This window comes from Streptomyces sp. NPDC001851, from assembly GCF_040297165.1.
In the GTDB taxonomy this organism is placed as follows: domain Bacteria; phylum Actinomycetota; class Actinomycetes; order Streptomycetales; family Streptomycetaceae; genus Streptomyces.
Genome location: NZ_JBEOYR010000004.1, coordinates 277,708 through 300,576, shown reverse-complemented (window position 1 = coordinate 300,576; position 22,869 = coordinate 277,708). Strand labels below are relative to the sequence as shown.

The following is a 22,869-nucleotide window of genomic DNA, read 5'->3' as shown; positions in this document are numbered from 1 at the left end:
AGTCGTATGCACTCCCTGGAGCGGATCGGCCGCTACCGCCTCGAACGGCCGCTGGGCACCGGCGGCTTCGCCACGGTGTGGCTCGCCCACGACGACGAGCTTCAGGCCCCGGTCGCGGTCAAGGTCCTCGCCGACAACTGGGCCCACCGGCTCGACATCAGGGACCGCTTCCTGTCCGAGGCGCGGCTGCTGCGCCGGGCCGGTTCCAGTCGCGTGGTGCAGGTCTACGACATCGGTGAACTCCCCGACGGGAGGCCGTACTTCGTGATGGAGTACGCCGCCGGCGGCACCCTCGCCGACCTGCTGGCGGGCGGGCCGCTGCCGGTGGGGCACGCGCTCGCGCTGACGGCCGAGGCCGCCCGGGCCGCCGCCGCGCTGCACGAGGCGGGCATCGTGCACCGGGACATCAAGCCCACCAACGTGCTGCTGCACACCGCCCCGGACGGCACCCGGCGGGTGCTCCTGGCCGACCTGGGACTCGCCAAGAGTCTCGCGCAGGCCTCGGTCCTCACCCTGGCCGCGGGCTCGGCGGGCTATCAGCCGCCGGAGCAGGCCGAGCCCGGCGAGGGCATCGACGAGCGCGCCGACGTCTACAGCCTGGGCGCGGTCGGCTACGAGCTGGTCACCGGAAGCGTGCCGGGCCCGCCGGGCAGGGTGGTGGCGCCCGGGCGGCTGCGGCCGGACCTCGGCGAGGACGTGGAGCGGGCACTGCTGCGCGCCCTGGAGCCGGACCGGGCGCGCCGCTGGCCCGGCGCACAGGCGTTCGCCGACGAGCTGGACCGGCTGGCGGCGGCCGCGCCGGCGCTGCGGCCCTCCCGGCGGCTGGACGGCGTCCGCGGCCGGCTGACCCCGGTGACGCTGACCCTGGCCGCGGTCCTCGCCGCGGCGGCGGCCGCGGCCACGGTGACCGTGCTGATCCACCACGGCGGCTCCCCGGACGAGGCACGGGTGACGGACTCGACCGGTCGGGTGGTCGTGAGGGTTCCGGCCGGCTGGAGCCGCGAGCTGCGCGACTCCGGCTGGGACCCGGGCGCGCTGGGACTCGGCAAGGGCCACGAACCGGGGCTGGTGGTCGCCGACGACCTGAGCCGCTGGCCCGATCTGGGGAAGGCGGTGGACGGCGTGTTCGTCGGGGTGAGCGAGCACGGTGACGTCACCGCGAAGGTGAAGGCCCTCGCCCACTCCGGCTGCCGCTACTCCGGCAGCCGCACGTTCTCCGACGGCGACTGGCACGGCCTGGTGCGGGCCTGGAGCGGCTGCCCGGACGGCGGCTCGGTCACCGAGTCCGCGCTGGCTCCGGCGGACGGCGCCGCGCAGCCCCAGGTGTACGTACAGGTGCGCGAGCGGGGCGCCACGGACGCGACCGACGGGATACTCCGTTCGCTGAGCGTGACCTGACGCGCGGCTGGCGGGGGTCACGGCGGGGAAGAAAACCCTCCGTGCCGAACTTTTCCGGCGTTCGGCGCATCGGAGTGTGAGGACGGCGCACTCGGCGCCGTCAGGCACGCGGTCCGCCGCGTGCCGTGACCATCCAGGAGTGTGGAGCGACATGGTGTACACACCCCGGTCCGCGCGGCGCGGGACCCTCCTCGTGGGCGCGGTCGCCGTGCTGGGCCTCCTGACCGCCTGCGGCAACGGCCAGGACGTCCACGGCAACCCACCGGTGACGTCCTCCGGTACGGCCGCCCCGGCGACCGGCAGCACGAAGACCCCGGACGCCACCACGACCGCCCCGGTGGCGTCCTCCAGCGCCGCCCCCTCGTCCTCGACCACGAAGGCCACGGGTTCCACCGGGTCCACGGGCGGTGGTACGGCCACACCCGCGGCGAGCACCCGCTGCCACACCTCCCAGCTGCGCGCCTCGGTCGGCCGCAACGACCCGGGCGCCGGCCAGGAGAACTTCCCGGTCGTCCTCACCAACAGGTCCGGCCGGACCTGCACCCTGCACGGCTATCCGGGCACGGCGTTCGTGACCGCCTCCGGCGCCCAGCTCGGCCCGGACCCCCAGCGCGAGTCGGGCTCCCCGACCACCATCACCCTCAGGCCCGGGCAGAGCGCCTGGGCCGGGCTGACCTTCTCCAACCCGGGTATCAGCGGCGCCCGGACCGCCACCCCGGCCGCGCTGCTGGTCACGCCGCCGGACGAGCGGGAAGCGCTGAAGATCGCGTGGACGGGCGGAGCGGTGCCCGTCTCCGGCAGCTCCTCGTCCGTCTTCCTGTCCGCGCTCAGCCCCGGCACCGCTCCCTGACCCCTGCCGACATCCCCGGGACGAACCCCGCTGCCCCGCCTCCGGGCAGCGGGGTTCGTCATGAGCGGGCCACAACTGTCACAGGACGGCAACAGGCGCCGCAAGCCGCGATCTTTCCACGGGACCCCCTCATCGAACCCGGCGACCCACACCGGCGAGCAGGCCCCCAGGGGCCGTGACAGGAAATCGGGGAGAAGATGAGCGGGATCTCACGCAGGCGGGTGCTGACGGCGGGAGCGGCTGCGGGCGCCCTGGGCACGCTGGCCGCGTGCTCCTCCGGCACCGGCCTCTCGGTCGACGGCCCGGCGGACGGCAAGGGCACCGCCCAGGCCCGGCCGGCCAAGCCGATAGGCGACGGCTCCACGGCCGACACCGGGCCCCAGCCGCACCAGCCGAAGCCCGAGCGGCTGAAGCCGGGCCAGAAGCCCCCGCAGTTCGTGGTGTTCTCCTGGGACGGCGCGGGCGAGCTGAGCAACGGCCTGTTCTCCCGGTTCCGCAAGGTGGCGGCCGACCACGGCGCCAAGATGACGTTCTTCCTCAGCGGCATCTACACGCTGCCCGAGTCCAAGAAGCACCTGTACCGTCCGCCGCAGCACCCGGTCGGCGCCTCCGCGATCGGCTACCTCGCCGACCGGCACATCCACGCCACGATCCAGCAGGTCCGCGCGGCCTGGCTGGAGGGCCACGAGATCGGCACCCACTTCAACGGGCACTTCTGCGGCGCGAGCGGCGTGCGCAACTGGTCCCCGGCCGAGTGGCGCAGCGAGATAGACCAGGCGGTCGACTTCGTGACCAAGTGGAAGACCAACACCGGTTTCACCGACCTGGAGCCCCTCCCCTTCGACTACCGCAAGGAGCTGATCGGCGGCCGTACGCCGTGCCTGGAGGGCCAGTCCAACCTGCTGCCCACGGCCGCGGCCCTCGGCTGGAAGTACGACGCCAGCTCGCCGGGCGGGCTGCAGATCTGGCCGGGCAAGGTGCAGGGCGGGAAGATCTGGGACTTCCCGCTGCAGTCCATACCGTTCCCCGGGCACTCCTTCCAGGTGCTGTCGATGGACTACAACATGATGTTCAACCAGTCCGGCGGCAACCCGCTGGGCGACCGCGCCCACTACGACGCCTGGCGCGCCCAGGCCCGCGACGCCTATGTCGCCGGATTCCGGCGGGCGTACGAGACCAACCGCGCCCCCTTCTTCATCGGCAACCACTTCGAGCGCTGGAACGGCGGCATCTACATGGACGCCGTCGAGGAGGCGATCGGGAAGATGGCCGCGTACGGCGACGACGTGCGCTTCGTGTCGTTCAAGCAGCTCGTGGCCTGGCTGGAGGCGCAGGACCAGGCGGTGCTGCGCAAGCTGCGCACGCTGGTGCCGGGGCAGGCCCCCGCGGGCGGCTGGGCGGAATTCCTGGGCGCGGCGGGCAGCCGGTCGTCGTAAGACGTTCGACGCCTTCTGTTTTCATGGGCGGGCACCCACGTGATCGATTCCCGGAGGACCCGCCCTGAACGCGCCGCTCGCCGAAGCACTGTCCGCCGCGCTGCTCGTCGCCGTGCTCGCCTGGGCCGTCGTACGGCCCTTCGGGTGGCCGGAGGCGGTGATGGCCGTTCCCGCCGCGGCCATCGCGGTCGCCACCGGGGCGATCTCACTGGACCACGCGCGGGCCGAGGCGGAGCGGCTGGGTCCGGTGGTCGGGTTCCTGGCGGCGGTGCTGGTGCTCGCCCATTTCTGCGATGTGGAGGGGCTGTTCCAGGCGTGCGGGGCGTGGATGGCCCGCGGGGCGCGGGGCCGCCCGGTGCGGCTGCTGACGGCGGTGTTCGCGCTGGCCTCCGCCATCACCGCCGTCCTCAGCCTGGACGCCACGATCGTGCTGCTCACGCCGGTGGTGTTCGCGACGGCCGCGCGGACCGGCGTACGGCCGAAACCGCATGTGTACGCCTGCACGCACCTGTCGAACACCGCCTCGCTGCTGCTGCCGGTGTCCAACCTGACGAACCTGCTCGCGTTCGCGGCGAGCGGGCTGAGCTTCACCCGGTTCGCGACGCTGATGGCGCTGCCGTGGCTGGTGGCGATCGGCGCCGAGTACCTGGTGTTCCGCCGGTTCTTCGCCCGGGACCTCGCGGCGGCGGCACCGGCGGGCGGGGAGAGCGGCGAGGCTCCGCGGCTGCCGCTGTTCGCGCTGGTGACGGTGGCCTGCACGCTGGCGGGGTTCGTGGTGGCGTCGGCGTTCGGCGTGGACCCCGCCTGGGTCGCGGCGGCGGGCGCGCTGGTGCTGGCGGGGCGGGCACTGGTGCGGCGCCGGGCGACCCCGCTGACCGTCGTGCGGGCGGCGGCCCCGGCGTTCCTCGCGTTCGTGCTGGCCCTGGGCATCGTGGTGCGGGCGGTCGTGGACAACGGGCTCGCGGACGTGCTCGGGCACGTGGTCCCCGGCGGTACCGGGCTGCCGGCGCTCCTGGGGACGGCGGCGGTGGCCGCCGTCCTGGCGAACCTCATCAACAACCTGCCGGCGGTGCTGGTCCTGCTGCCGCTGGCGGCACCGGTCGGGCCGGGCGCGGTGCTGGCCGTGCTGCTCGGGGTGAACATCGGCCCCAATCTGACCTACGCCGGGTCGCTGGCGACGCTGCTGTGGCGGAGGATCGTGCACCAGCACGAGCACGGCGTGGACCTCGGGGAGTTCACCCGGCTGGGTCTGCTCGCCGTGCCGTCCTCGCTCGCCGTCGCGGTCGTGGCACTGTGGGGGTCGCTGCAGGTTCTCTGAGAGGCGCGTGCACCGAGGGAGTGACCGGATGCGTGTGATCGCCTGGCTCGTCGAAGGCACCTGGCCCGCCTGCGTGGACGCCGTGCGCGGCCACGCACCGGAGACCGCCGAGGTGGTGCTGCTGCACGTCAGCGGGCCCGAGGTGCCGGGTCTCGCGCACGGCGCGTTCGCGGGGCTGCTCGGGCGGGGGCATCCGGAGAGGGATCCGGGCGACCTGGTGGAGTCGCTCGGCGGGAGTTCGGCGGCCGATCTGCTGGACGCGGCGGCGGAGCGGCTGGGGCGGCCCTGTGCGCGCCAGGAGCGGGCGGGCCGGGTCGAGCGGGAGGTGGTGGCCGCCGCCGAGGGCGCCGATCTGCTGGTGCTGGCGCGGGACGGCGACCGGTCCCGGCTCGGTCCGAAGAGCCTCGGCCCGGCCGTCCGGTTCGCCGTCGACCACGCGCCCTGCCCGGTGCTGCTGGTGTGGCCGGAACCGGCCCCGGGGCTGGGCACGATCCCGCCGCCACCGCCGCACCGTCCCTGAGTCAACGGCTGTGGTGCCCGCCGTCGTTGTAGCCGCCGTAGCCCCCGCCGCAGTAGTACCGGTACGCGGAGCAGGGATCGACCGTGGTGGAGGGCGTGGGCGACGGCGACGCGGACCCGGTCGCCTCCGGGGCCGGCGACGACGTGGTCCTGGAGGCCTTGGGCGTGGGCGTCACCTGGGGAGCCGACCGGTGCGGGGTGGCGGCCGGCAGCGGGCTGCTGTCGCTGTCCCAGTTCACGTTCTGCATCTGCAGATCGGGCTTGGCGGTGTCGACGGACCAGCGCTGGGCGGTGCCGGTGGCGCGGGTCTTGAGGACCAGGGCGCCGGAGCCGTCGGTGGCGGCCGGGGTGAGCGCCAGGTCCTGGTTCCAGCGAGGGATCAGGGCGCCCTGGAGGGTGAAGTCGTAGCGGATGTCCCGGGCGGCGCTGCCGGTGGCCGAACAGGGGGCCAGGCGGACCGAGTAGCCGAGGCTGGAGTCCAGGCACAGGTCGGGGGCGGCGGAGTTGCGCAGCAGTCCGTCGGTCTCGTACGTCCACTGCTGGCTCGGTGTCGCGGAGCAGGCGGCGAGTTCGGTCTCGGCGCCCTTGACGGCATCCTTCCCCACGACGCCGACGCACAGGCCGGAGTCGAGGTTGTGCAGCCGGCCGTGCAGGGCACCCTGGGCCGCCCTGTGGGCCCCGGCCCAGGACATCCCCGGACTCGCGGAGCCCTTCCCCGGCGCCGGGGTGGAGGTGCCGTCGCCGGCCGGTGCGTGGCCGTCGCCGGAGCCGAGCACCGACCACAGCACCAGGGGCAGCACGACCAGACCGCTGACGGTGCCGGCGGCCAGCACGAGGTTGCGCCGCCGGGCACGCCGAGCGCGGGCGGCTCGCTGGGCCGAACGTCCGAGGACGCCGGCTTCCCCGCCACCGGCGACCCCTTCGGCACCGTCAGCCCCACCGGACCCACGTCCCAGCGAAGCCTCCCCGCCGATCCGCGTCGTCCCGCCGGCCCCGTCCCACGGCCCGCCCTCAGCGAAACCGCCCCCATGCCCCGCCTCAGCGGAACCGGACCCGTCCAGCGGCTCCGTGGAGGCGGCGTCGTCCCGTGGCCCGGCGGGGAGACGCCGACGCGAGGGCTCGGCGGAACCGGCCCCGCCCGGTGACCCGGCAGAAGCAGCCCCGCCCGTGGAACCCACCGCACCACGCCGACGCGGGACGCCGGCAGGCCCGGAATCCGAGGAACCTGACCCGTCCAGCGGCTCGGTGGAGGCGGCGTCGTCCGGGAGCTCGGGGGTCCAGAAGGGTTCCCCCGGTGGGGGTGTGAGCGTCGTCGGTCGGGGGGACGGAGCCGTCGCGTTCTCGTCGCGGCGTGCCCGGGCGTCCAGGTAGGCGCGGGCGCCCCAGCCGAGGACCGCCTCGGCGAGGGCGAGGCCGAGACCGGTGTTGAACACGGCGAGTTGGTCGGCGGTCCGGCTGCAGTGGCCGCACCGCCCCAGGTGCTCCCGCAGATCCGGGTCGATGTCGACGCCACCGCGCCGGAACGTCACGTCGAGCATGCGCAGATAGCGCTGGCACTCGGACTCCGGAGCGAGTTCGCGGTGGACCTGGAGGCACTCCTCGCGCAGCCGTTCACGGGCCCGCCGCAACTCGACGCCGGCGTCGTCCTCGTCCAGGCCGAGCAGCGCGGCGGGTACGGCGAGCGGTTCGGCCTCGACCTCCGTGTGCCACAGCACGGCCCGGGAGGTCTGGGGCACCCGCTGGAACGCGCGGGACAGCAACCGCCGGCCGGGCGGCGGCAGCAGCCGGGCGGCGGCACGCTCACCGGTGGCGTCGGACCGCAGGCCCGGGTGGAGGAGTTCCTGACGGCCGTCGGTGTCCCACTCGGCCGCGATCCGGCGGACGGCGACCAGCACCTGGGGCCGCCACGCGGCGGTCGGACCGACCTGTCGGATCGATTCCCCGAACAGCCGGGTGAAGGCGGCGGTGGTCAGCATGCCGGCGGCACGCGTCCCGTCCGTGCACAGCCGGGCGTAGGCGAAGGCCGCTTCCCAGTGCCGGTCGAGGAGTTCACCGACGGGATGGAGCGCGGGTGTCCCGCCCGTCCACTTCTTCAGCTCCGCACTGAGTCGTTCGTCCGACAGGCCTGCCTCATTCACGACCGAAATTCCTCCAGACGCGATACGGAAATTAGTCCACACCAATCGGTATGGGAAGGCGGTGGGGCTGCTCGAACGTCCACCTGAGGCAGCTCTTTTGAAGCGTTGTGGGGGTGTACGGGGAGCGGCCTGGCGCAAACAGCGGAATGGGGATCCGCCTGCGCGCCGACGGTGCACACTTTCGCACAGCCGCACACGCGCGAACAAGAGATCTTTCGACAGTCGACAAATACGTGCGGCACCGTTCCTTATTGACGCGAATTCAAGGAAATCCTTTTCTTCCCCTTACCGCCGCTCAGTGACCGCTGATCGCCCGTGGCGTGTAGGGCTGCTGCAGCTCTTCGAGTTCCTTCTCGGTCAGCTCCAGTTCCACCGCGGCCACCGCGTCCTCGATGTGCTGGGGCCTGGGGGCGCCGACGATCGGGGCGGCCACCGTGTCCTGGTGCAGCAGCCAGGCGAGGGCCACCTGCGCGCGGGACACACCGCGGGCGTCCGCGACACGGGTGACGGCCGCCACGATCGAGCGGTCGCTCTCCAGGTACAGGCGGCCGCCGAAGTCGTCGTTGGCGCTGCGCCCGGTGACCGTGCCCCAGTCACGGGTGAGCCGGCCGCGGGCGAGCGGGCTCCACGGCAGCGCGCTCACTCCCTGGTCCGCGCAGAGCGGCAGCATCTCCCGCTCCTCTTCGCGGTAGAGCAGGTTGTAGTGGTTCTGCATGGACACGAACCGGGTCCAGCCGCCCAGGTCCGCCGTGTACTGCAGCTTGGAGAACTCCCAGGCGTACATCGAACTCGCCCCGAGATAGCGGACCTTGCCCGACTTGACCAGGTCGTGCAGTGCCTCCATCGTCTCCTCGACGGGAGTCGTGTGGTCGTAGCGGTGGATCTGGTAGAGGTCGACGTAGTCGGTGCCGAGGCGGCGCAGGCTGTGGTCGATCTCGGCCATGATGGCCTTGCGGGACAGTCCGGCTCCGTTGGGGCCCGGCCGCATCCGGCCGTTCACCTTGGTGGCCAGCACGATCTCGTCGCGGTTCGCGAAGTCGCGCAGGGCCCTGCCGACGATCTCCTCGCTGGTGCCGTCCGAGTAGACGTTGGCGGTGTCGAAGAAGTTGATGCCCGCCTCCAGCGCCCGCCGGATGAGCGGGCGGGACGCCTCCTCGCCGAGTGTCCACTCGTGGACGCCGCGGTCGGGCAGGCCGTAGGTCATGCAGCCCAGACAGATCCGCGACACGTCCAGGCCCGTCGAACCGAGCTTCACGTACTGCATCGTTGCTGCTCCCGCCTTCGGCACGGTGGTCACCGACGAGCGTACGAGTGCTGTGCCGGCGCCTGCCAGGCCCGGCCTCGCCCGCACCCCTTCGGGGCGCCGGCATTGCTGCCCCCAGGTGACCGCCCGGCGTGGGAGCCGGGGATTGTCGTACGGTCGGATCATCCTCGGCGCAGGCGACCGGCATCCGGCCGGTCCCGGCCGCCCGGAGGGAAACGCGGTGCCGACTCGTCCCACCATCCTGAGAACCCTGGCCGGAGCAGCCCTGTTGCCCCTGGCTCTCGTCACGCCCGCCTGGGGGCACCCCGCTGCGGCACCCGCGCCGGCGCCCGAGAGCCCGGCCACGCTGTGCGCGACCGCCGGCGTCCTGCACGGCGCACACGGTGAGGAGGCGCAGGTCAGCCTGTGCACGGACACCGGCTCACCGAGACTGACGATCACGGCCCCGGCCACCTGCCGGCGCGCCGGTGTCCGGGTCCGGTACGCCTGCCGCACCGAGGGCACCTGGACGGTCCGCCGCGCCGGCAAGACGCTGGACACGGGCACCCTGCCGGGCTCACGGATGTATCCGGGCCCGGGCACGTACGACATCAGCGCCACCGTGCGGGTGCGGTCCACGCCCTCCGGGGTCGACCTGAAGGGCACGGTGCAGACCACCCTGTCGCTGACCACGCCCAAGGCCCAGCCCACGCACGCCGTCACCGTCGACCGGACCACGCTGCGCCGCAATGCCACGACGACGCTGACCTACACCGTCCGCCGGGACAGTGACCAGGGCGACGGCAACGCGCGGCTGGGGCTGATCGGCGAGGAGGGCACCGGTGTACGGATCGCCACGGCCGACCGGCGCTGCGTCAACCCGCTGGTCGGCCGGTACCCGGCGAAGACCCGGCTGGCGCACTCCGTGGACTGCGCGCTGACCGAACTGCAGCCCGGCCACCCGGAGAAGGTGACGGTCCGCATCACCGTCGGGGCGAAGTGCTCCACGGTGGTGTCGAAGCTCGGCTACTGGCTGCCGAAGGGCCAGGCCCTGGAGACCGGAGGCATGCTGGCGGGACCGACGCTGACCTGTCGCTAGTGCCCCCACAGGCAACGTACGCACCGGATGCCGCTCTTCGACGGGCACACGTTGCCCGCCGGGAGCACTAGCGCGGCGGGAGCAGGTCCAGGGCCCGCTCCCAGGCGAAGTCGCGCCGGCCGCCGTCCGACCGGACGTCACCGGCGTACGCGTCGGCGAAGCGGACCCCCATTCCGCGCAGCCGTCGCAGGCTGTCCTGGTAGGCGGGATGGGCGGCCAGCGCGTCGGCGACGCAGGGCAGGACGGCGATCGGTACGCCCAGGCCCGCGGCCTCGCACAGGGTGCCCAGCGCGAGGGTGTCGGCTATGCCGGCCGCCCACTTGTTGAGGGTGTTGAAGGTGGCGGGCGCCACCACGACGGCGTCCGGGGGCGGGAAGGGGCGGGGGTCGGTCGGCCTGCGCCAGGACGATCTGACGGGGCGGCCCGTCTGTGCCTGCACGGCGCCGCTGTCGAAGAAGCCGCCCATCGCCACGGGGGTGGCGATGACGCCGACCTCCCAGTCCCGTTCCTGGGCGGCGGTGATCAGCTTGCTGACGCCCGCGGCGATCCCGGCCGCGCACACGACGACGTAGAGGAAGGGTTTCCCGGACTGTTCGGTCACCCGGGCACCCTACTGAAGCGGGAAGGACACCCCTCGCTCGGCCTCGGGGCGGGGTCCGTGGATGCGGCGCTCCCTCTCCTCGATGGCCACGTCGTTGATGCTCGCCTCCCGCCGGGTCATCAGGCCGTGCTCGTCGAACTCCCACAGTTCGTTGCCGTAGGAGCGCCACCACTGGCCGTCGGCGTCGTGGGACTCGTACTGGAACCGTACGGCGATGCGGTTGCCGTCGAAGGCCCACAGGTCCTTGCGCAGCGCGTAGTCCAGCTCGCGCTGCCATTTGGCGGTGAGGAACGCGACGATCCCGTCGCGGCCGGTGACGAAGGTGTCGCGGTTGCGCCAGACGGAGTCCTCGGAGTAGGCGAGCGCCACCTTGTGCGGATCCCGGGTGTTCCAGGCGTCCTCGGCTGCCTGGACCTTCTGCGCGGCGGTCTCGCGGGTGAACGGCGGCAGGGGCGGGCGATCGGCCATGGTCTCCTCCTGGGCTCGGACAGGACGGCACGGCCGCCCGGGACCGGGCGCTCGACGCCGTCGAGGATCTGGAGGACCTGTTCTACGCCTGCGGTGTCCGGTGCGTGGGCATGGACGGACTGCCCGGCGCGCCGGGTGTCCCACTCGACTGGCTGGAAGGGCTCGTCCGGCTGGAAGGGGGATCAACGCCCGGAGTGACCGTGTCTAGCCTGGTCGCGGCCGGCGGCCGAGGCCCGCGAGGTGGCGCGGGCCTTGGGCGGCCGCCGGCCGGGGTGAGCTCAGCCGGCCGTCTCGGACAGCGTGATGGCACTCACCGGGCAGGCGCGGGCCGCCTCCCGGACCATCGGGTCGCCCGCGCCGTCCTCGCGTCCGGGCAGCAGCGTGCTGTAACCGTCGTCGTCCTGTGTGAAGACGCCCGGTGCGGCCAGCGCGCACTGGCCGGCTCCGATACAGACGTCCGTGTCGATGTCGATGCGCATGAACAGAGCCTCTTACCAGGTCACGGGGAGTTCCAGCATCCCCTGGATCGTGTCGCCGGGCTTGAAGCGGACGTCCTCGGCCGGGACGGCCAGCCGCAGCCCGGGCAGCCGGGTCAGCAGGGTACCCAGAGCGATCTCCAGCTCCGCGCGGGCGAGGTTCTGGCCCAGGCACTGGTGGATGCCGAAGCCGAAGGCCACGTGGTGGCGGGCGGGGCGGTGGAAGTCCAGGCTGTCGGGGTCCTCGTACTGGGCCGGGTCTCGGTTGATCACCGAGGCCGGGAAGAGCACGCCCTCTCCGGCCCGGATGGTGGTGCCGGCTATCTCGATGTCCTCCAGCGCCACCCGCAGCAGCCCGTCCGCGATGGACAGCATCCGCATCAGCTCCTCGACGGCGGCGGGCAGCAGCGCCGGGTCGGCGCGCAGCTCCGCCAGCCGGGCGGGGTGCTGGAGCAGGGTGTAGGTGCCGAGGGAGATCATGTTGGCGGTCGTCTCGTGGCCCGCGACCAGCAGGACGACGGCCAGCGGGACGAGTTCCTCACGGCCGAGGGTGCCCTCGCGCAGCTGGTGGTGGACGAGGTCGTCGAGGACGCCGTCGCCGGGTTCGGTCTGCTTCGCCTTGTCGTCGACCAGCTCCCCGAGATAGCTCTCCAGGCGGTCGCGGGCGTCCTCGGTGTCGGCCGCCGTGGGACCGCGCAGCAGCCGGCGGGACTGTTCCTCGAAGTACTCGTGGTCGGCGTACGGCACTCCGAGCAGGCGGCAGATCACCATCGAGGGCACGGGCAGCGCGAAGGCGGAGACCAGCTCGGCGGGCGGTCCCTCGGCGATCATCGCGTCCAGCAGCCGGTCCACGGTCCGCTGGATCCACGGCCGTATCTCGGTCGCGCGCCTGACGGTGAACGACGGGATCATCACCCGCCGCTGGCGCTGGTGCTCGGGATCGTCCACCCCGATCAGGGCCGCCCGGCGGTCGCGGACGCCCGCGAAGCGCTCGGTGGGCACGGGGAAGCCGGGGCGGCGGCGGTCGCTGGACAGGCGGGGGTCGGCGAGCAGGGCGCGCGCGGTGGCGTGCGCGGTGACCGCCCAGACCTCGCGGCCGTCGAAGAGGGTGACGCGGGACAGGGCGCGCCCGTCGCGCAGCGGCGCGTATCCGGTGGGCGGGTGGTAGGGGCAGGTGCGGTCCTGCGGGAAGGCGACGGGTTCGGCCGGGGTCGCCGGGCCGGTGGTGTCCGTCAGTTCCGTCATGGAAAGACCTCGCAGACGAAGAAGTGCGTCGTGCCGATCTTCATTAGATGCCTCAGGCACCTATGGGTCGACGGCAAGTTCGGCCACTTCGGTGAGGTGCGGGATCTGGCCGAAGAACGGTGCTCGAAGGGGCGGTATCCGGCCACCCCCCCACGGCCCCGTACGCGTCCACCGGTCACGGCAGCCGACGGTCCGCGTCGGACGGGGCGAAGGCACGCGCGACCGCGAGACTGTCCTCGTACACGTGATGCCGTACGACCATGCCGGCGCGGACGGTGAGGTGCAGGGCGAACCGGGCGGCGTAGGCGCGGCCGGTGGGCGCGGCCGTCTGCCGGATGACGCCGAGGACGACCGCGTCCTCGCCGTCGACCAGGATCCGCTCGACACGGGTGTCCGCCCCTTCCGGTACGTGGTACGCGGCCAGCTCGCGGTAGTGCGCGGCGGCGTCGGCGCGGGTGGAGCGGTGCCGGATCCACGGGGTGTCGGCGCGGCCGTGCTCCTCCGCCGGCCAGTCGAGCCGCCAGTCGCAGCCGTCGGCGTACAGCTCGGCGATCCGCTCCGGGTCACCCTGCCCGATCCGGTGGAGCAGTTCCTCGACCGCGGCGCGGGTCGACAGGTCGTGGCTGGTCGTCATGGGGCAGCTCCTTGCACGCACGAACGGACGGGCTGTCGGGACGCGGACCACTGTGCCGCGTGCACCCGGGCGGCGCGATTACCCCGGAGGTCATCACCCCGCCGGCCCAACCGGTCGACGACGCGGATGATTCGCGGGTGCGCCGGTGTTGAATGGCCGGTGGCAGACAGCCGTTGGACCGACGAAGGGGACGGATCCCATGCCTCTTGAGGGAGAGTACGAACCCAGCCCGACGCAGTGGGTGCGCGAACAGGTCGAGTTGTACGAGAGCTCCGGTGGGACGAAGGGCACGACGCTCCGGGACACCGGGCTGCCGGTCGTCGTGCTGACCTCCCGGGGTGCGAAGAGCGGAAAGATCCGCAAGACCCCCCTGATGCGGGTGGAGCACGAGGGGACGTACGCGGTGGTCGCCTCGCAGGGCGGCGCGCCCAAGCATCCGGTGTGGTACTTCAACATCACCTCCGATCCGCATGTGGAGCTTCAGGACGGCCCGGTCAAGCGGGACATGAGGGCCCGTGAGGTCACCGGTGAGGAGAAGGCGCGGTGGTGGGAGCGGGCCGTCGCCGCGTACCCGCCGTACGCCGAGTACCAGGAGAAGACCTCGCGGGAGATCCCGGTCTTCGTGCTGGAGCCCGTTGCGGAGAGCTGACCGAAGAGGGCCGGCGGGAGCGGATTCGCGCCGCGCACCGGCCGGTTTCAGAAATATCCGTGCCGGTCGGGTGTGAACCCGTCCCGAGGTGGGCACTCGTGCTTCAGGCCCCGCCGCGTTCCCCCGTCGCGGCGGGGCTTTCCGCTGCCTCGCCCGCCGGCCGGTCGGTCACGTCCAGGAAGATCTGGTCGGCCTCGGGGAAGGTCCTCGCCAGGGACCGCTTGATGCGTACGGCGACCTCCTCCACCTGTTCACTGTCCAGACCCGGCACCAGGTCGACGCGGGCGGCCACCAGGGTGGAGTCGAGGCCCATCTTCATCGTGAACAGCGCCTCCACGCTGTCGATCTCCGGCTGCGCCCGCAGCAGCGCGCGGATACGGCCGCTCAGTTCGGGGGCGGCGGCCTCGCCGATGAGCTGGTCACGGGCGTCGCGGCCGAGCCGGTAGGCGACGTACACGAGCAGCACGCCGATCGCCAGCGAGGCCGACGCCTCCCACGCGACCTGCCCGGTCACCATGTGCAGGGCCATCCCGGCGAGGGCGAGCGTCACACCGAGCACCGCCGTGCCGTCCTCGGCGACCACCGTGCGCAGTGCCGGGTCGCTCAGCGAGCCGAGGCCGCCGCCCTGGCGGCGTACCTGGTGCACGGCCCGCAGCAGTGAGACGCCTTCGGCGACGAGGGCCACGCCCAGCACGACGAGGCCCGCCACATAGCCGCCGAACGTCTCCTCGGTGCCCTGGCTCAGTGCCTGGGCGCCCTGGAAGAAGGAGAAGCAGCCGCCCATGACGAAGATGCCGACGGCGGCGAGGAGGGACCAGAAGAAGCGTTCCTTGCCGTAGCCGAAGGGGTGTCGTTCGTCCGCGGGGCGGCGGCTGCGGCGCAGCGCGGCCAGCAGGAACACCTCGTTGAAGCTGTCGGCGACGGAGTGCGCGGCCTCCGACAGCAGCGCGGGCGAGCCCGCGAGAACACCGCCGACGGCCTTGGCGACGGCGATCACCAGATTGGCGGCGAGCGCCACGAGGACGGTGACCTTGGTACGCGAGTCGGGCGCGGGTTCAGCGCGGCTCTGCCCTTCGTTCTCCACGGCACCGGCCATGGCCTCCGCGCCCGGCACCGCCCGCCTCCGCCCGCCATCCCCCGCAGCGGACCGGGGTGCGGCCGGGCCGGACTCCCCACGGCTCCGCTCACCTCCCCCCGCCCCGGCGGAAGCGGCACCCGCACCCCGCACCGGCCGGCTCCGCCCGCCATCCCCCACGCCGGCCCCCGGCACAGCCGAGCCGGGCACCCCACGGCGAGGCTCGGCTCCCTCCGCCCCGGCGGGAGCGGCGTCCGTGCCGGGTGGCCGCCGGGCCGGCTCGTCGGGCTGGGCGGGGGGCGGTGCGGGGGGCGTGGTGTTGTCCTCGGCCGTTCGGGCGGCCTGGTTCCGTTCCGAGGGTGTCCCGCTCACCTGACGACGACTGCCCCCGAGCGGGCGGATCACACCGTGCGGGCGGCGGAAAACGGGGAAGGCGAATCCGAGAGGCACCCGGCCGAGGAGGAGACATGGGCGGCGACGGCAACCGGGCCTACGGCCACAAGACGTTCAGCCGGTCCAGGAGCCACTTCACGGACCGGATCACCGCCGACGGACGGGACGGCTGGCCGGTGGAGGCGGGCCGCTACCGGCTGGTGGTCTCCCGTGCCTGTCCGTGGGCGAGTCGGGCGGTGATCTCCCGCCGGCTGCTGGGCCTGGAGGAGGCGCTCTCGATGGCCGTCGCCGACCCGGTCCAGGACGACCGCAGCTGGCGGTTCACCCTGGACCCCGACGGCCGGGACCCGGTGCTCGGCATCCGGTTCCTGAGCGAGGCCTACGACCGCCGCGAAACCGGCTACCCGGGCGGGGTCAGCGTGCCCGCGGTCGTGGACGTGCCCAGCGGACAGCTGGTGACCAACGACTACCAGCGGCTCACCCTGGACCTGGCGAGCGAGTGGACGGCCCTGCACCGCTCCGGCGCGCCCGACCTGTACCCGGCGGACCGGCGGGACGAGATCGACCAGGTGATGGCCGAGGTGTACGAGGACGTGAACAACGGTGTGTACCGGGCCGGGTTCGCCACGCACCAGAAAGAGTACGAGGAGGCGTGCACGGGCGTCTTCCGGCGGCTGGAAACGCTCGCCGAACGGCTGGCCGGACAGCGGTATCTGGTCGGCGACACCCTCACGGAAGCGGACCTCCGGCTGTTCACCACGCTGGTCCGGTTCGACGCCGTCTACCACGGCCACTTCAAGTGCAACCGCTGGAAGCTGACGGAGAACCCGGTGCTGTGGGCGTACGCCCGGGACCTGTTCCAGACACCCGGGTTCGGTGACACCGTCGACTTCGACCACATCAAGCGCCACTACTACCAGGTGCACACCGGCATCAACCCGACCGGGATCGTGCCGGTCGGGCCCGATCTCGCCGGCTGGCTGGTTCCACACCACCGCGAGGAGCTGGGCGGCCGGCCGTTCGGTGACGGCACGGCCCCGGGACCGGTGCGCCCCGGTGAACGGGTGCCCCCCGCGGGGCGGCCTGGTTGAGGGCCGCCCGACGAGGAAGGAGTGACACATGGGCAAGAAGAACAAGAAGAAGAAGCTGCCTTTCGCCTACCAGCCGGTCGGTTTCGTGCTGAGCTGGGCGAGCGGCGCGCTGGCCGGAATGGCCTTCCGGCAGGCGTGGAAGGCGATCCGGCACGAGGACGACGCGCCCGACGCCCTCGACCAGGACCGCGGCTGGGGCGAGATCCTGCTGGCCGCGGCGGTCCAGGGCGCGATCTTCGCCGTGGTCCGCAGCGCGGTGGACCGTACGGGTGCGAAGGCCATCGCACGGTCCACGGGGGTGTGGCCGGTGGCCTCCGAGGAGGGGGGCCGGGACTGAGCCGCCGATCCGCCGCGGGCGTGCGGACGGGACGTGGCCGCGGTGCGTTGTGGTCCTACGGGGTGCTCAGCCACTCGCCGTCCCGCATCAGCTCCCTGCCCCTCAGTTCGTTCTCCTCGCGCCAGGCCTGGACGCGCTGCGGGAGGATCTTGAAGTAGAGGTAGCGGGTGGAGAGTTGACGGGGGTCGAAGCCGGTCTTGCCGGCGAACACCTCGGCGTCCTCCTCGGGCAGGTCCTCCGGCGTCACCGCCTGGACGGTGCCCTCGATCACGACGACGTCCCGGGTCGGGCCGAGGCCGAGGCGGGTGCGTCCGGTCGCCACGAGGTTGCGGCCGGTGGGGCTCTGGGCCGGGGTGGCGATCAGCAGGGTGGCGCCGTCCCACACGAAGGACAGCGGCACGAGATAGGGGGCGCCACCGTCGGGACCGGCGGTGGCGACCCAGACGTCGACATCGTGCTCCAGCCGGTACAGGGTGTCCTTCTTGCGCTGCTCGGCGGTGCGGGCGGGCGGTGGGGTCATGGCGTACGGCCTCCTCGGGATCGGCTCCCGTCCAGTGTGGCCGTCGGTCCGGGATCGGCGCGCATGTGATCAAGGCGTGTCCGGGCGGCCGGCGCGGACCTCCGCGCGCTGCGGCGGGCGGCGTTGCCGCGGCTCGTGCCGGTTGCGATGATCATGCCTTGGCCCACCGCCCCCACCGACCGACCCGGAAAGGCCCCATGCGCGCTGACCTGCTCTTCACCGGCGGCCCCGTCCTCACCCCCCACGGCCGTACCGCGACCGCCGTCGCCGTCACCGCGGGCCGCATCGCCGCGGTCGGCGGCGACGAACTGCGCGACCTGGCCGGTCCGGGCACGGAGGTGGTGGACCTGGCCGGACGGCTGCTGCTGCCCGGCTTCCAGGACGCGCACGTCCATCCGGTGCCCGCGGGGCTGGAGCTGGCCCGGTGCGATCTGAGCGGCACGACGACCGCCGAGGAGACCGTGGCCGCCGTGCGCGCCTACGCCGAGGCGCACCCCGAGCGGGAGTGGATCCTCGGCGGCGGCTGGTCGATGGAGGCGTTCGAGGGCGGTACGCCGACGAAGGAGCTGCTGGACGCGGTCGTACCGGACCGGCCGGTGTATCTGCCCAACCGGGACCACCACGGCGCCTGGGTCAACAGCCGCGCCCTGGAGCTGGCCGGTATCGACCGGCACACGCCCGACCCCGCGGACGGGCGGATCGAGCGGGACGCCGCCGGGGAGCCGAGCGGCACGCTCCAGGAGGGCGCGATGCAGTTGGCCGGCCGGTTCGCCCCGCCCGCCACACCGGCCGACCGGCTGGCCGCGCTGCTGCACGCACAGCGGTATCTGCACGCGCTCGGCATCACCGCCTGGCAGGACGCGCTGGTCGGCGACTTCCTGGGCATGGACGACCCGGCCGAGGCGTATCTCACCGCGGCGCGGGACGGCTCGCTCACCGCGCGGGTGGTGGGCGCGCTGTGGTGGGACCGGCGGCGCGGGGCCGAACAGATCCCCGAACTCGTGGAGAAGCGGGCCCGCTTGAGTCACGGCCGGTTCCGGGCGGGAACGGTGAAGCTGATGCTGGACGGGGTCGCCGAGAACGGCACGGCCGCGCTGCTCGACCCGTATCTCGACCGGTGCGGGTGCGTGACCGCCAACCGCGGCACCAGCTTCCTCGACCCCGGTCAGCTCCCCGAGTTCGTCACCGAGTTGGACGCCCTCGGCTTCCAGTGCCACTTCCACGCGCTGGGCGACCGGGCCGTACGCGACGCGCTGGACGCGGTCGAGGCGGCCCGGGCCGCGAACGGGCCGAGCGACACCCGGCCGCACCTCGCACACCTGCAGGTCGTGCACCCGGACGAGGTGCCGCGCTTCGCCCGGCTCGGCGCCACGGCCACCATCCAGCCGCTGTGGGCCGCGCACGAGCCGCAGATGGACGAGCTGACGATCCCCTTCCTCGGGCCGGAACGCGCCGCCCGGCAGTACCCGTTCGGCGCGCTGCTGCGCTCGGGAGCACGGCTCGCGGCGGGCAGCGACTGGCCGGTGAGCAGCCCCGACCCGCTCCAGGGCGTCCACGTCGCGGTCAACCGGGTCGAGCCGGGCGGCACCGGACCGGTGTTCCTGCCGGACGAACGGCTCGGCCTCGCCGACGCGCTGGCGGCGTACACGGCCGGATCGGCGTACGTGAACCACCTGGACGACACGGGCCGGGTGGCCGTCGGGGCGCTCGCCGATCTGGTGGTGCTGGACCGCGACCCGTTCGCCGGGCCGCCGGAGGCGATCGCGGGGACGGCCGTGGCGCTCACCTACGTGGGCGGGGAGCGGGTGTACGCGGCCGGGTGAGCCGCCGCGACGGCTCAGCGGGCCTGCTGGAAGGTGCGGCGGTAGGCCTGCGGGGACACGCCGATCGCCGCGTGCAGGTGCTGCCGCAGTGAGGCGCCGGTGGCGAAGCCGACCTCGGCGGCGATCCGGTCCACCGGCAGGTCGCTGGCCTCCAGCAGGTGCCGGGCGCGGGCGACGCGCTGCTGGATCAGCCAGCGGCCGGGGCTGAGGCCGACCTCGTCGTTGAAGCGGCGGGCGAAGGTGCGCAGGCTCATCCGGGCGTGTACGGCGAGGTCGGACAGGGTGAGCGGCTCGTCCAGGCGCTCCAGGGCCCAGGCCCGGGTCGCGGCCGTGCTGGCGGCGCCGCTGACCGGGACCGGCTGCTCGATGTACTGGGCCTGGCCGCCGTCCCGGAACGGCGGGACGACACAGCGGCGGGCGACGGAGTTGGCGAGTTCGCTGCCGTGGTCGGTGCGCACGAGGTGCAGACAGATGTCCACGCCGGAGGCGGCTCCGGCCGAGGTGAGGATGCGTCCGTCGGCGACGAAGAGGACGTCCGGGTCCAGGTCCACCTCGGGGAACCGGCGGCGGAACACGTCGGCGACCTGCCAGTGCGTGGTCGCGCGGCGGCCGTCGAGCAGGCCGGCCTCGGCGAGCACGAAGGCGGCCGTGCAGATCGACACGATCCGCGCGTCCGGGCGGATACGGGCGAGCGCCGCGGCGACCTCGTCCGGCAGCCGCTCGGGGATGTACGCGGGCGGCATGGAGGTGACCACCACGGTGTCCGCCGTCCCGAGGATCTCCGGGCCGTGCGCGACACCGATCGTGAAGTCGGCGCTGGTGCGCACGGGTCCGCCGTCGACCGAGCAGGTCCGCACCTCGTAGTGGCCGTCGGCGGCGCCGAGGATGCGGCTGGGGATGCCCAGCTCGAAGGGGTAGGCGCCGTCCAGGGCCAGGACGACCACCCGCTCCGGCGGCCGGGTGCGCAGCTCCATGTCATGCATGGCACGATCCTATCGAAGCTTGGCAATCTTGCCATTTTCCCAGCGGGCGGCGCCCGGCAGGCTGGGTGACCATGAGCGATGTGAACACGATGCGAGCCATCAGCCAGGACGTCCTCGGCGGTCCCGAGGTCCTGAGGGAAGTACGAGTGGAGCGGCCGAAGCCGGGCCCCAACCAGGTGCTGGTCCGGGTGCGGGCCGCCGGGGTCAACCCCACCGACTGGAAGCACCGGGCCACCGGCGGCTTCCTGGGCGAGCCGCCGTTCGTCCTCGGCTGGGACGTCTCCGGCGAGGTCGTCGAGACCGGGATCGGCGTGGCCGCCTTCCGGCCCGGCGACGAGGTCTTCGGCATGCTCCCGTACCCCTACGGCCACGGCTCGCACGCCGAGTACGTGATCGCCCCGGTCCGCGCCCTGACGCACAAGCCGGCCGCGATCGACCACACCCAGGCGGGCGCGTTGCCACTGGTGTCCCTGACCGCCTGGCAGGCGCTGGCCGAGCACGCCGGCCTGCGGCCCGGGCAGCGGGTGCTGATCCACGCGGCGGCCGGCGGCGTCGGGCATGTGGCCGTGCAGATCGCCAAGACGCTCGGCGCTCATGTGATCGGTACGGCCAGCGCCGGCAAGCACGACTTCCTGCGGGAGATCGGCGTGGACGAGCCGGTCGACTACCGCTCCACCGACGTCACGGAGACGGTGCGGGACGTCGACGTGGTCCTGGACACGCTCGGCGGGGACACCTCCGTCGACTCGCTGAAGGTGCTGCGCCCGGGCGGTGTCGTGGTGTCGATCCTGCCGGTGGGCTCCCAGGAGTTCTACGACGAGGCCGAGCGGCTCGGGGTACGGGCCGTGCGCATGCTGGTGGACGCCGACCGGGCCGGGATGGAGAAGATCGCGGAGCTGGCGGAGTCGGGGAAGCTGAAGGCGACGATCGCCGGCACGTTCCCGCTGTCCGACGCGGCGAAGGCGCACGAACTGGGCGACACCGGACGGACCACGGGAAAGCTGGTCCTTCTGGTCGACTGACGGGTCGGCCGAGGGTCGACCGACGGGTCGGCCAGGGGGCGACTGCCGGTCGTGTTACGGCGGTTACCGGGCGACAAGCGCCAAACTCGAAGACATATGTCAATCGAACATGCTCAAATTCCTTCCATCAAGGGTAACTTGACGATCGGGAGACCGACGTCCGGGCACGGGTGGGAGGTGATGCCGGCGTGCGAGACGAGCCTGCCCCGTTCACCCGTCACCTCCGTGTGTACGAGCACCGGGCGCACACGGTCCTGGAGTTGCGCGGCGAGATCGACCTGGTCTCGGCCACGGAGATCGGCCCGCTCCTGGACCGCGTCACCGCCCGGCCCGGTGCCCGGGTCGTCGTCGACCTGCGACCGGTGGAGTTCTTCGACTGCTCGGGGCTGCGGCTGCTGTACCGGGCCCGCGCCCGGGTCCTGGGCGGCGGCGGGCAGCTGCACCTGGTGTGCACGCACCCGCTGACCCTGCGCGTCTTCCGGGTCACCGGGCTGTCCCGGCTGCTGCCCCCGCAGCCCACGCTGGACGCGGCCCTGGCCCGGTCCGGGGCCGCGTCCGGCTCGCTGTGAGCGTCCTTCCCGTCCGGACGCTCTACGACTGCTCGAACAGGGCGCTGACGGATTCACCGTTGTGGATGCGCCGTACCGCCTCGGCGAGGGCCGGGGCGATGGAGAGCACGCGCAGCTTGTCCGTGCCCTCCCCGTCCGCCGGGACCGGCACGGTGTTGGTGCAGACGATCTCCAGCACGTCCGGCTGCTCGCTCAGCCGCTTCAGCGCACCGGCCGCGAACAGCCCGTGCGTGCAGGCCACCCGGACCGACCGCACGCCCGACGCGCGCAGGAGGCCGAGGAGTTCCAGCACGGTGCTGCCCTTGGCGATCTCGTCGTCCAGCACGATGACGTCCCGCCCGCCGACATCGCCGATGACGGAGCTGATGCTCACCCGGTCCTCCGCGAACCGCTGTTTGGCGCCGGCCGCCACCCTGGCCCCGATGAGCCGGGCGAAGGCGGCGGCCTCCTTGGCGTTGCCGAGGTCCGGGGAGACCACCGTGGTGTGCGTGAGGTCGTACTGCCGGAAATGCGCGGCGAGTTCGCGCAGCGCGTTCAGGTGGTCGACCGGCACCGAGAAGAAGCCGTGTACCTGCGGGGAGTGCAGCGTCATGGCGAGCACCCTGCTCGCCCCCGCCGCCACGAGCAGATCGGCGACCAGCCGGCCGCCGATGGAGATGCGCGGGGCGTCCTTCTTGTCGGAGCGGGCGTAGGAGTAGTGCGGCATGACGACGGTGATCCGGCCCGCGGAGGCGCCGCGGGCGGCGTCGCACATCAGCAGCAGCTCCACCAGGTGCTCCTGCACGGGGCGGACCAGCGGCTGGACCAGGAACACGTCCCGTTCCCGGCAGTTGGCCTGGAGCTGCACCCCCAGGCAGTCGTTGGCGAACCGGCTGATCCGGGTCGGGCTGAGCGGCACCCCGAGATGGGTGCAGACCTCTCGGGCCAGGTCGGGATGGGCACTGCCGCTGAAGACGGCGACGTCTCGCACGATCCGCTCCTC

At 73.1% G+C, this 22,869-nt stretch carries 23 protein-coding genes; 12 read left to right on the top strand and 11 right to left on the bottom strand.

The window, feature by feature from the left end; genetic code table 11:
• Positions 1 to 6 precede the first annotated feature (6 nt).
• The 5 genes from ABT171_RS08050 (at position 7) to ABT171_RS08030 (ending at position 5,522) form a co-directional block, all read left to right on the top strand.
• Complete coding sequence (locus ABT171_RS08050; RefSeq protein WP_351241001.1) at positions 7 to 1,398, top strand: serine/threonine-protein kinase; 1,392 nt, start codon at positions 7 to 9, stop codon at positions 1,396 to 1,398.
• Between the two features lie 151 nt (positions 1,399 to 1,549).
• Positions 1,550 to 2,248 (top strand): DUF4232 domain-containing protein, encoded by a 699-nt coding sequence (locus ABT171_RS08045; RefSeq protein ID WP_351240999.1) that lies wholly within the window; start codon positions 1,550 to 1,552, stop codon positions 2,246 to 2,248.
• A gap of 197 nt (positions 2,249 to 2,445) precedes the next feature.
• On the top strand, positions 2,446 to 3,684 hold the full coding sequence (locus ABT171_RS08040) for a polysaccharide deacetylase family protein (protein WP_351240997.1): 1,239 nt from the start codon (positions 2,446 to 2,448) through the stop codon (positions 3,682 to 3,684).
• A gap of 64 nt (positions 3,685 to 3,748) precedes the next feature.
• A complete protein-coding gene (locus tag ABT171_RS08035; RefSeq protein ID WP_351241117.1) occupies positions 3,749 to 5,002 on the top strand; it encodes an SLC13 family permease in 1,254 nt (417 codons plus the stop codon).
• Between the two features lie 28 nt (positions 5,003 to 5,030).
• Positions 5,031 to 5,522, top strand: coding sequence for a universal stress protein (locus ABT171_RS08030; protein WP_351240995.1), 492 nt, complete (start codon positions 5,031 to 5,033; stop codon positions 5,520 to 5,522).
• Between the two features lies 1 nt (position 5,523).
• Here the strand turns inward: ABT171_RS08030 and ABT171_RS08025 are convergent, their stop codons facing one another.
• Together ABT171_RS08025 and ABT171_RS08020 are read right to left on the bottom strand one after the other, a co-directional pair.
• On the bottom strand, positions 5,524 to 7,659 hold the full coding sequence (locus ABT171_RS08025) for an RICIN domain-containing protein (RefSeq protein WP_351240993.1): 2,136 nt from the start codon (positions 7,657 to 7,659) through the stop codon (positions 5,524 to 5,526).
• Between the two features lie 295 nt (positions 7,660 to 7,954).
• Complete coding sequence (locus tag ABT171_RS08020; protein ID WP_351240991.1) at positions 7,955 to 8,923, bottom strand: aldo/keto reductase; 969 nt, start codon at positions 8,921 to 8,923, stop codon at positions 7,955 to 7,957.
• A 220-nt stretch (positions 8,924 to 9,143) separates the two neighbouring features.
• Here ABT171_RS08020 and ABT171_RS08015 point away from each other — a divergent pair, with 220 nt between their 5' ends.
• The gene (locus ABT171_RS08015) at positions 9,144 to 10,001 is read left to right on the top strand and encodes a hypothetical protein (protein ID WP_351240989.1); all 858 of its coding nucleotides are present in this window, start codon (positions 9,144 to 9,146) and stop codon (positions 9,999 to 10,001) included.
• A gap of 67 nt (positions 10,002 to 10,068) precedes the next feature.
• Here the strand turns inward: ABT171_RS08015 and ABT171_RS08010 are convergent, their stop codons facing one another.
• The 5 genes from ABT171_RS08010 to ABT171_RS07990 all read right to left on the bottom strand — a co-directional run bounded on the left by ABT171_RS08010 (position 10,069) and on the right by ABT171_RS07990 (position 13,425).
• The gene (locus ABT171_RS08010; RefSeq protein ID WP_351240987.1) at positions 10,069 to 10,602 is read right to left on the bottom strand and encodes a flavoprotein; all 534 of its coding nucleotides are present in this window, start codon (positions 10,600 to 10,602) and stop codon (positions 10,069 to 10,071) included.
• 9 nt (positions 10,603 to 10,611) lie between these two features.
• The gene (locus ABT171_RS08005; protein ID WP_351240985.1) at positions 10,612 to 11,070 is read right to left on the bottom strand and encodes a nuclear transport factor 2 family protein; all 459 of its coding nucleotides are present in this window, start codon (positions 11,068 to 11,070) and stop codon (positions 10,612 to 10,614) included.
• Between the two features lie 278 nt (positions 11,071 to 11,348).
• Positions 11,349 to 11,549: a ferredoxin gene (locus ABT171_RS08000; protein WP_351240984.1), complete on the bottom strand. Its 201-nt coding sequence runs from the start codon at positions 11,547 to 11,549 to the stop codon at positions 11,349 to 11,351.
• 12 nt (positions 11,550 to 11,561) lie between these two features.
• Entirely contained in the window at positions 11,562 to 12,791 is a 1,230-nt protein-coding gene (locus ABT171_RS07995; protein ID WP_351240983.1) for a cytochrome P450, read from the bottom strand.
• A gap of 175 nt (positions 12,792 to 12,966) precedes the next feature.
• On the bottom strand, positions 12,967 to 13,425 hold the full coding sequence (locus ABT171_RS07990) for a nuclear transport factor 2 family protein (protein ID WP_351240982.1): 459 nt from the start codon (positions 13,423 to 13,425) through the stop codon (positions 12,967 to 12,969).
• Positions 13,426 to 13,624: 199 nt separating this feature from the next.
• On the opposite strand from ABT171_RS07990, the gene ABT171_RS07985 reads away from it, so the two are divergent.
• Positions 13,625 to 14,074, top strand: a complete 450-nt coding sequence (locus ABT171_RS07985; protein WP_351240980.1) for a nitroreductase family deazaflavin-dependent oxidoreductase — start codon at positions 13,625 to 13,627, stop codon at positions 14,072 to 14,074.
• A gap of 103 nt (positions 14,075 to 14,177) precedes the next feature.
• Here ABT171_RS07985 and ABT171_RS07980 read toward each other — a convergent pair whose 3' ends face one another.
• Complete coding sequence (locus ABT171_RS07980) at positions 14,178 to 15,170, bottom strand: cation diffusion facilitator family transporter (RefSeq protein WP_351241115.1); 993 nt, start codon at positions 15,168 to 15,170, stop codon at positions 14,178 to 14,180.
• A 446-nt stretch (positions 15,171 to 15,616) separates the two neighbouring features.
• Between ABT171_RS07980 and ABT171_RS07975 the strand changes: the two genes are divergently transcribed.
• Positions 15,617 to 16,633, top strand: a complete 1,017-nt coding sequence (locus ABT171_RS07975) for a glutathione S-transferase family protein (protein WP_351240978.1) — start codon at positions 15,617 to 15,619, stop codon at positions 16,631 to 16,633.
• Between the two features lie 28 nt (positions 16,634 to 16,661).
• A complete protein-coding gene (locus tag ABT171_RS07970; RefSeq protein ID WP_351240976.1) occupies positions 16,662 to 16,970 on the top strand; it encodes a DUF4235 domain-containing protein in 309 nt (102 codons plus the stop codon).
• A gap of 55 nt (positions 16,971 to 17,025) precedes the next feature.
• Here the strand turns inward: ABT171_RS07970 and ABT171_RS07965 are convergent, their stop codons facing one another.
• Entirely contained in the window at positions 17,026 to 17,490 is a 465-nt protein-coding gene (locus ABT171_RS07965) for a pyridoxamine 5'-phosphate oxidase family protein (protein ID WP_351240974.1), read from the bottom strand.
• Positions 17,491 to 17,687: 197 nt separating this feature from the next.
• On the opposite strand from ABT171_RS07965, the gene ABT171_RS07960 reads away from it, so the two are divergent.
• Entirely contained in the window at positions 17,688 to 19,313 is a 1,626-nt protein-coding gene (locus tag ABT171_RS07960; protein ID WP_351240972.1) for an amidohydrolase, read from the top strand.
• A 14-nt stretch (positions 19,314 to 19,327) separates the two neighbouring features.
• On the opposite strand, the gene ABT171_RS07955 is transcribed toward ABT171_RS07960, so the two are convergent.
• Positions 19,328 to 20,296, bottom strand: coding sequence for a GlxA family transcriptional regulator (locus ABT171_RS07955; RefSeq protein WP_351240970.1), 969 nt, complete (start codon positions 20,294 to 20,296; stop codon positions 19,328 to 19,330).
• Positions 20,297 to 20,367: 71 nt separating this feature from the next.
• Between ABT171_RS07955 and ABT171_RS07950 the strand changes: the two genes are divergently transcribed.
• Both ABT171_RS07950 and ABT171_RS07945 read left to right on the top strand, forming a co-directional pair.
• Positions 20,368 to 21,318 (top strand): NADP-dependent oxidoreductase, encoded by a 951-nt coding sequence (locus tag ABT171_RS07950; RefSeq protein ID WP_351240968.1) that lies wholly within the window; start codon positions 20,368 to 20,370, stop codon positions 21,316 to 21,318.
• Positions 21,319 to 21,506: 188 nt separating this feature from the next.
• Entirely contained in the window at positions 21,507 to 21,887 is a 381-nt protein-coding gene (locus ABT171_RS07945; protein ID WP_351240966.1) for an anti-sigma factor antagonist, read from the top strand.
• A gap of 22 nt (positions 21,888 to 21,909) precedes the next feature.
• Here the strand turns inward: ABT171_RS07945 and ABT171_RS07940 are convergent, their stop codons facing one another.
• Entirely contained in the window at positions 21,910 to 22,857 is a 948-nt protein-coding gene (locus tag ABT171_RS07940) for a ribose-phosphate diphosphokinase (protein WP_351240964.1), read from the bottom strand.
• Positions 22,858 to 22,869 lie beyond the last annotated feature (12 nt).

Bases quoted from the DNA above. Each gene is read 5' to 3' on its own strand.
- ABT171_RS07975 (WP_351240978.1), top strand. From the start codon at position 15,617: ATGGGCGGCGACGGCAACCGGGCCTACGGCCACAAGACGTTCAGCCGG.
- ABT171_RS07965 (WP_351240974.1), bottom strand. From the start codon at position 17,490: ATGACCCCACCGCCCGCCCGCACCGCCGAGCAGCGCAAGAAGGACACC.
- ABT171_RS07990 (WP_351240982.1), bottom strand. From the start codon at position 13,425: ATGACGACCAGCCACGACCTGTCGACCCGCGCCGCGGTCGAGGAACTG.
- ABT171_RS07985 (WP_351240980.1), top strand. From the start codon at position 13,625: ATGCCTCTTGAGGGAGAGTACGAACCCAGCCCGACGCAGTGGGTGCGC.
- ABT171_RS08000 (WP_351240984.1), bottom strand. From the start codon at position 11,549: ATGCGCATCGACATCGACACGGACGTCTGTATCGGAGCCGGCCAGTGC.
- ABT171_RS08020 (WP_351240991.1), bottom strand. From the start codon at position 8,923: ATGCAGTACGTGAAGCTCGGTTCGACGGGCCTGGACGTGTCGCGGATC.
- ABT171_RS08045 (WP_351240999.1), top strand. From the start codon at position 1,550: ATGGTGTACACACCCCGGTCCGCGCGGCGCGGGACCCTCCTCGTGGGC.
- ABT171_RS07960 (WP_351240972.1), top strand. From the start codon at position 17,688: ATGCGCGCTGACCTGCTCTTCACCGGCGGCCCCGTCCTCACCCCCCAC.
- ABT171_RS07995 (WP_351240983.1), bottom strand. From the start codon at position 12,791: ATGACGGAACTGACGGACACCACCGGCCCGGCGACCCCGGCCGAACCC.
- ABT171_RS07955 (WP_351240970.1), bottom strand. From the start codon at position 20,296: ATGCATGACATGGAGCTGCGCACCCGGCCGCCGGAGCGGGTGGTCGTC.
- ABT171_RS07980 (WP_351241115.1), bottom strand. From the start codon at position 15,170: ATGGCCGGTGCCGTGGAGAACGAAGGGCAGAGCCGCGCTGAACCCGCG.
- ABT171_RS07950 (WP_351240968.1), top strand. From the start codon at position 20,368: ATGAGCGATGTGAACACGATGCGAGCCATCAGCCAGGACGTCCTCGGC.
- ABT171_RS07970 (WP_351240976.1), top strand. From the start codon at position 16,662: ATGGGCAAGAAGAACAAGAAGAAGAAGCTGCCTTTCGCCTACCAGCCG.
- ABT171_RS08005 (WP_351240985.1), bottom strand. From the start codon at position 11,070: ATGGCCGATCGCCCGCCCCTGCCGCCGTTCACCCGCGAGACCGCCGCG.
- ABT171_RS08030 (WP_351240995.1), top strand. From the start codon at position 5,031: ATGCGTGTGATCGCCTGGCTCGTCGAAGGCACCTGGCCCGCCTGCGTG.
- ABT171_RS08040 (WP_351240997.1), top strand. From the start codon at position 2,446: ATGAGCGGGATCTCACGCAGGCGGGTGCTGACGGCGGGAGCGGCTGCG.
- ABT171_RS08050 (WP_351241001.1), top strand. From the start codon at position 7: ATGCACTCCCTGGAGCGGATCGGCCGCTACCGCCTCGAACGGCCGCTG.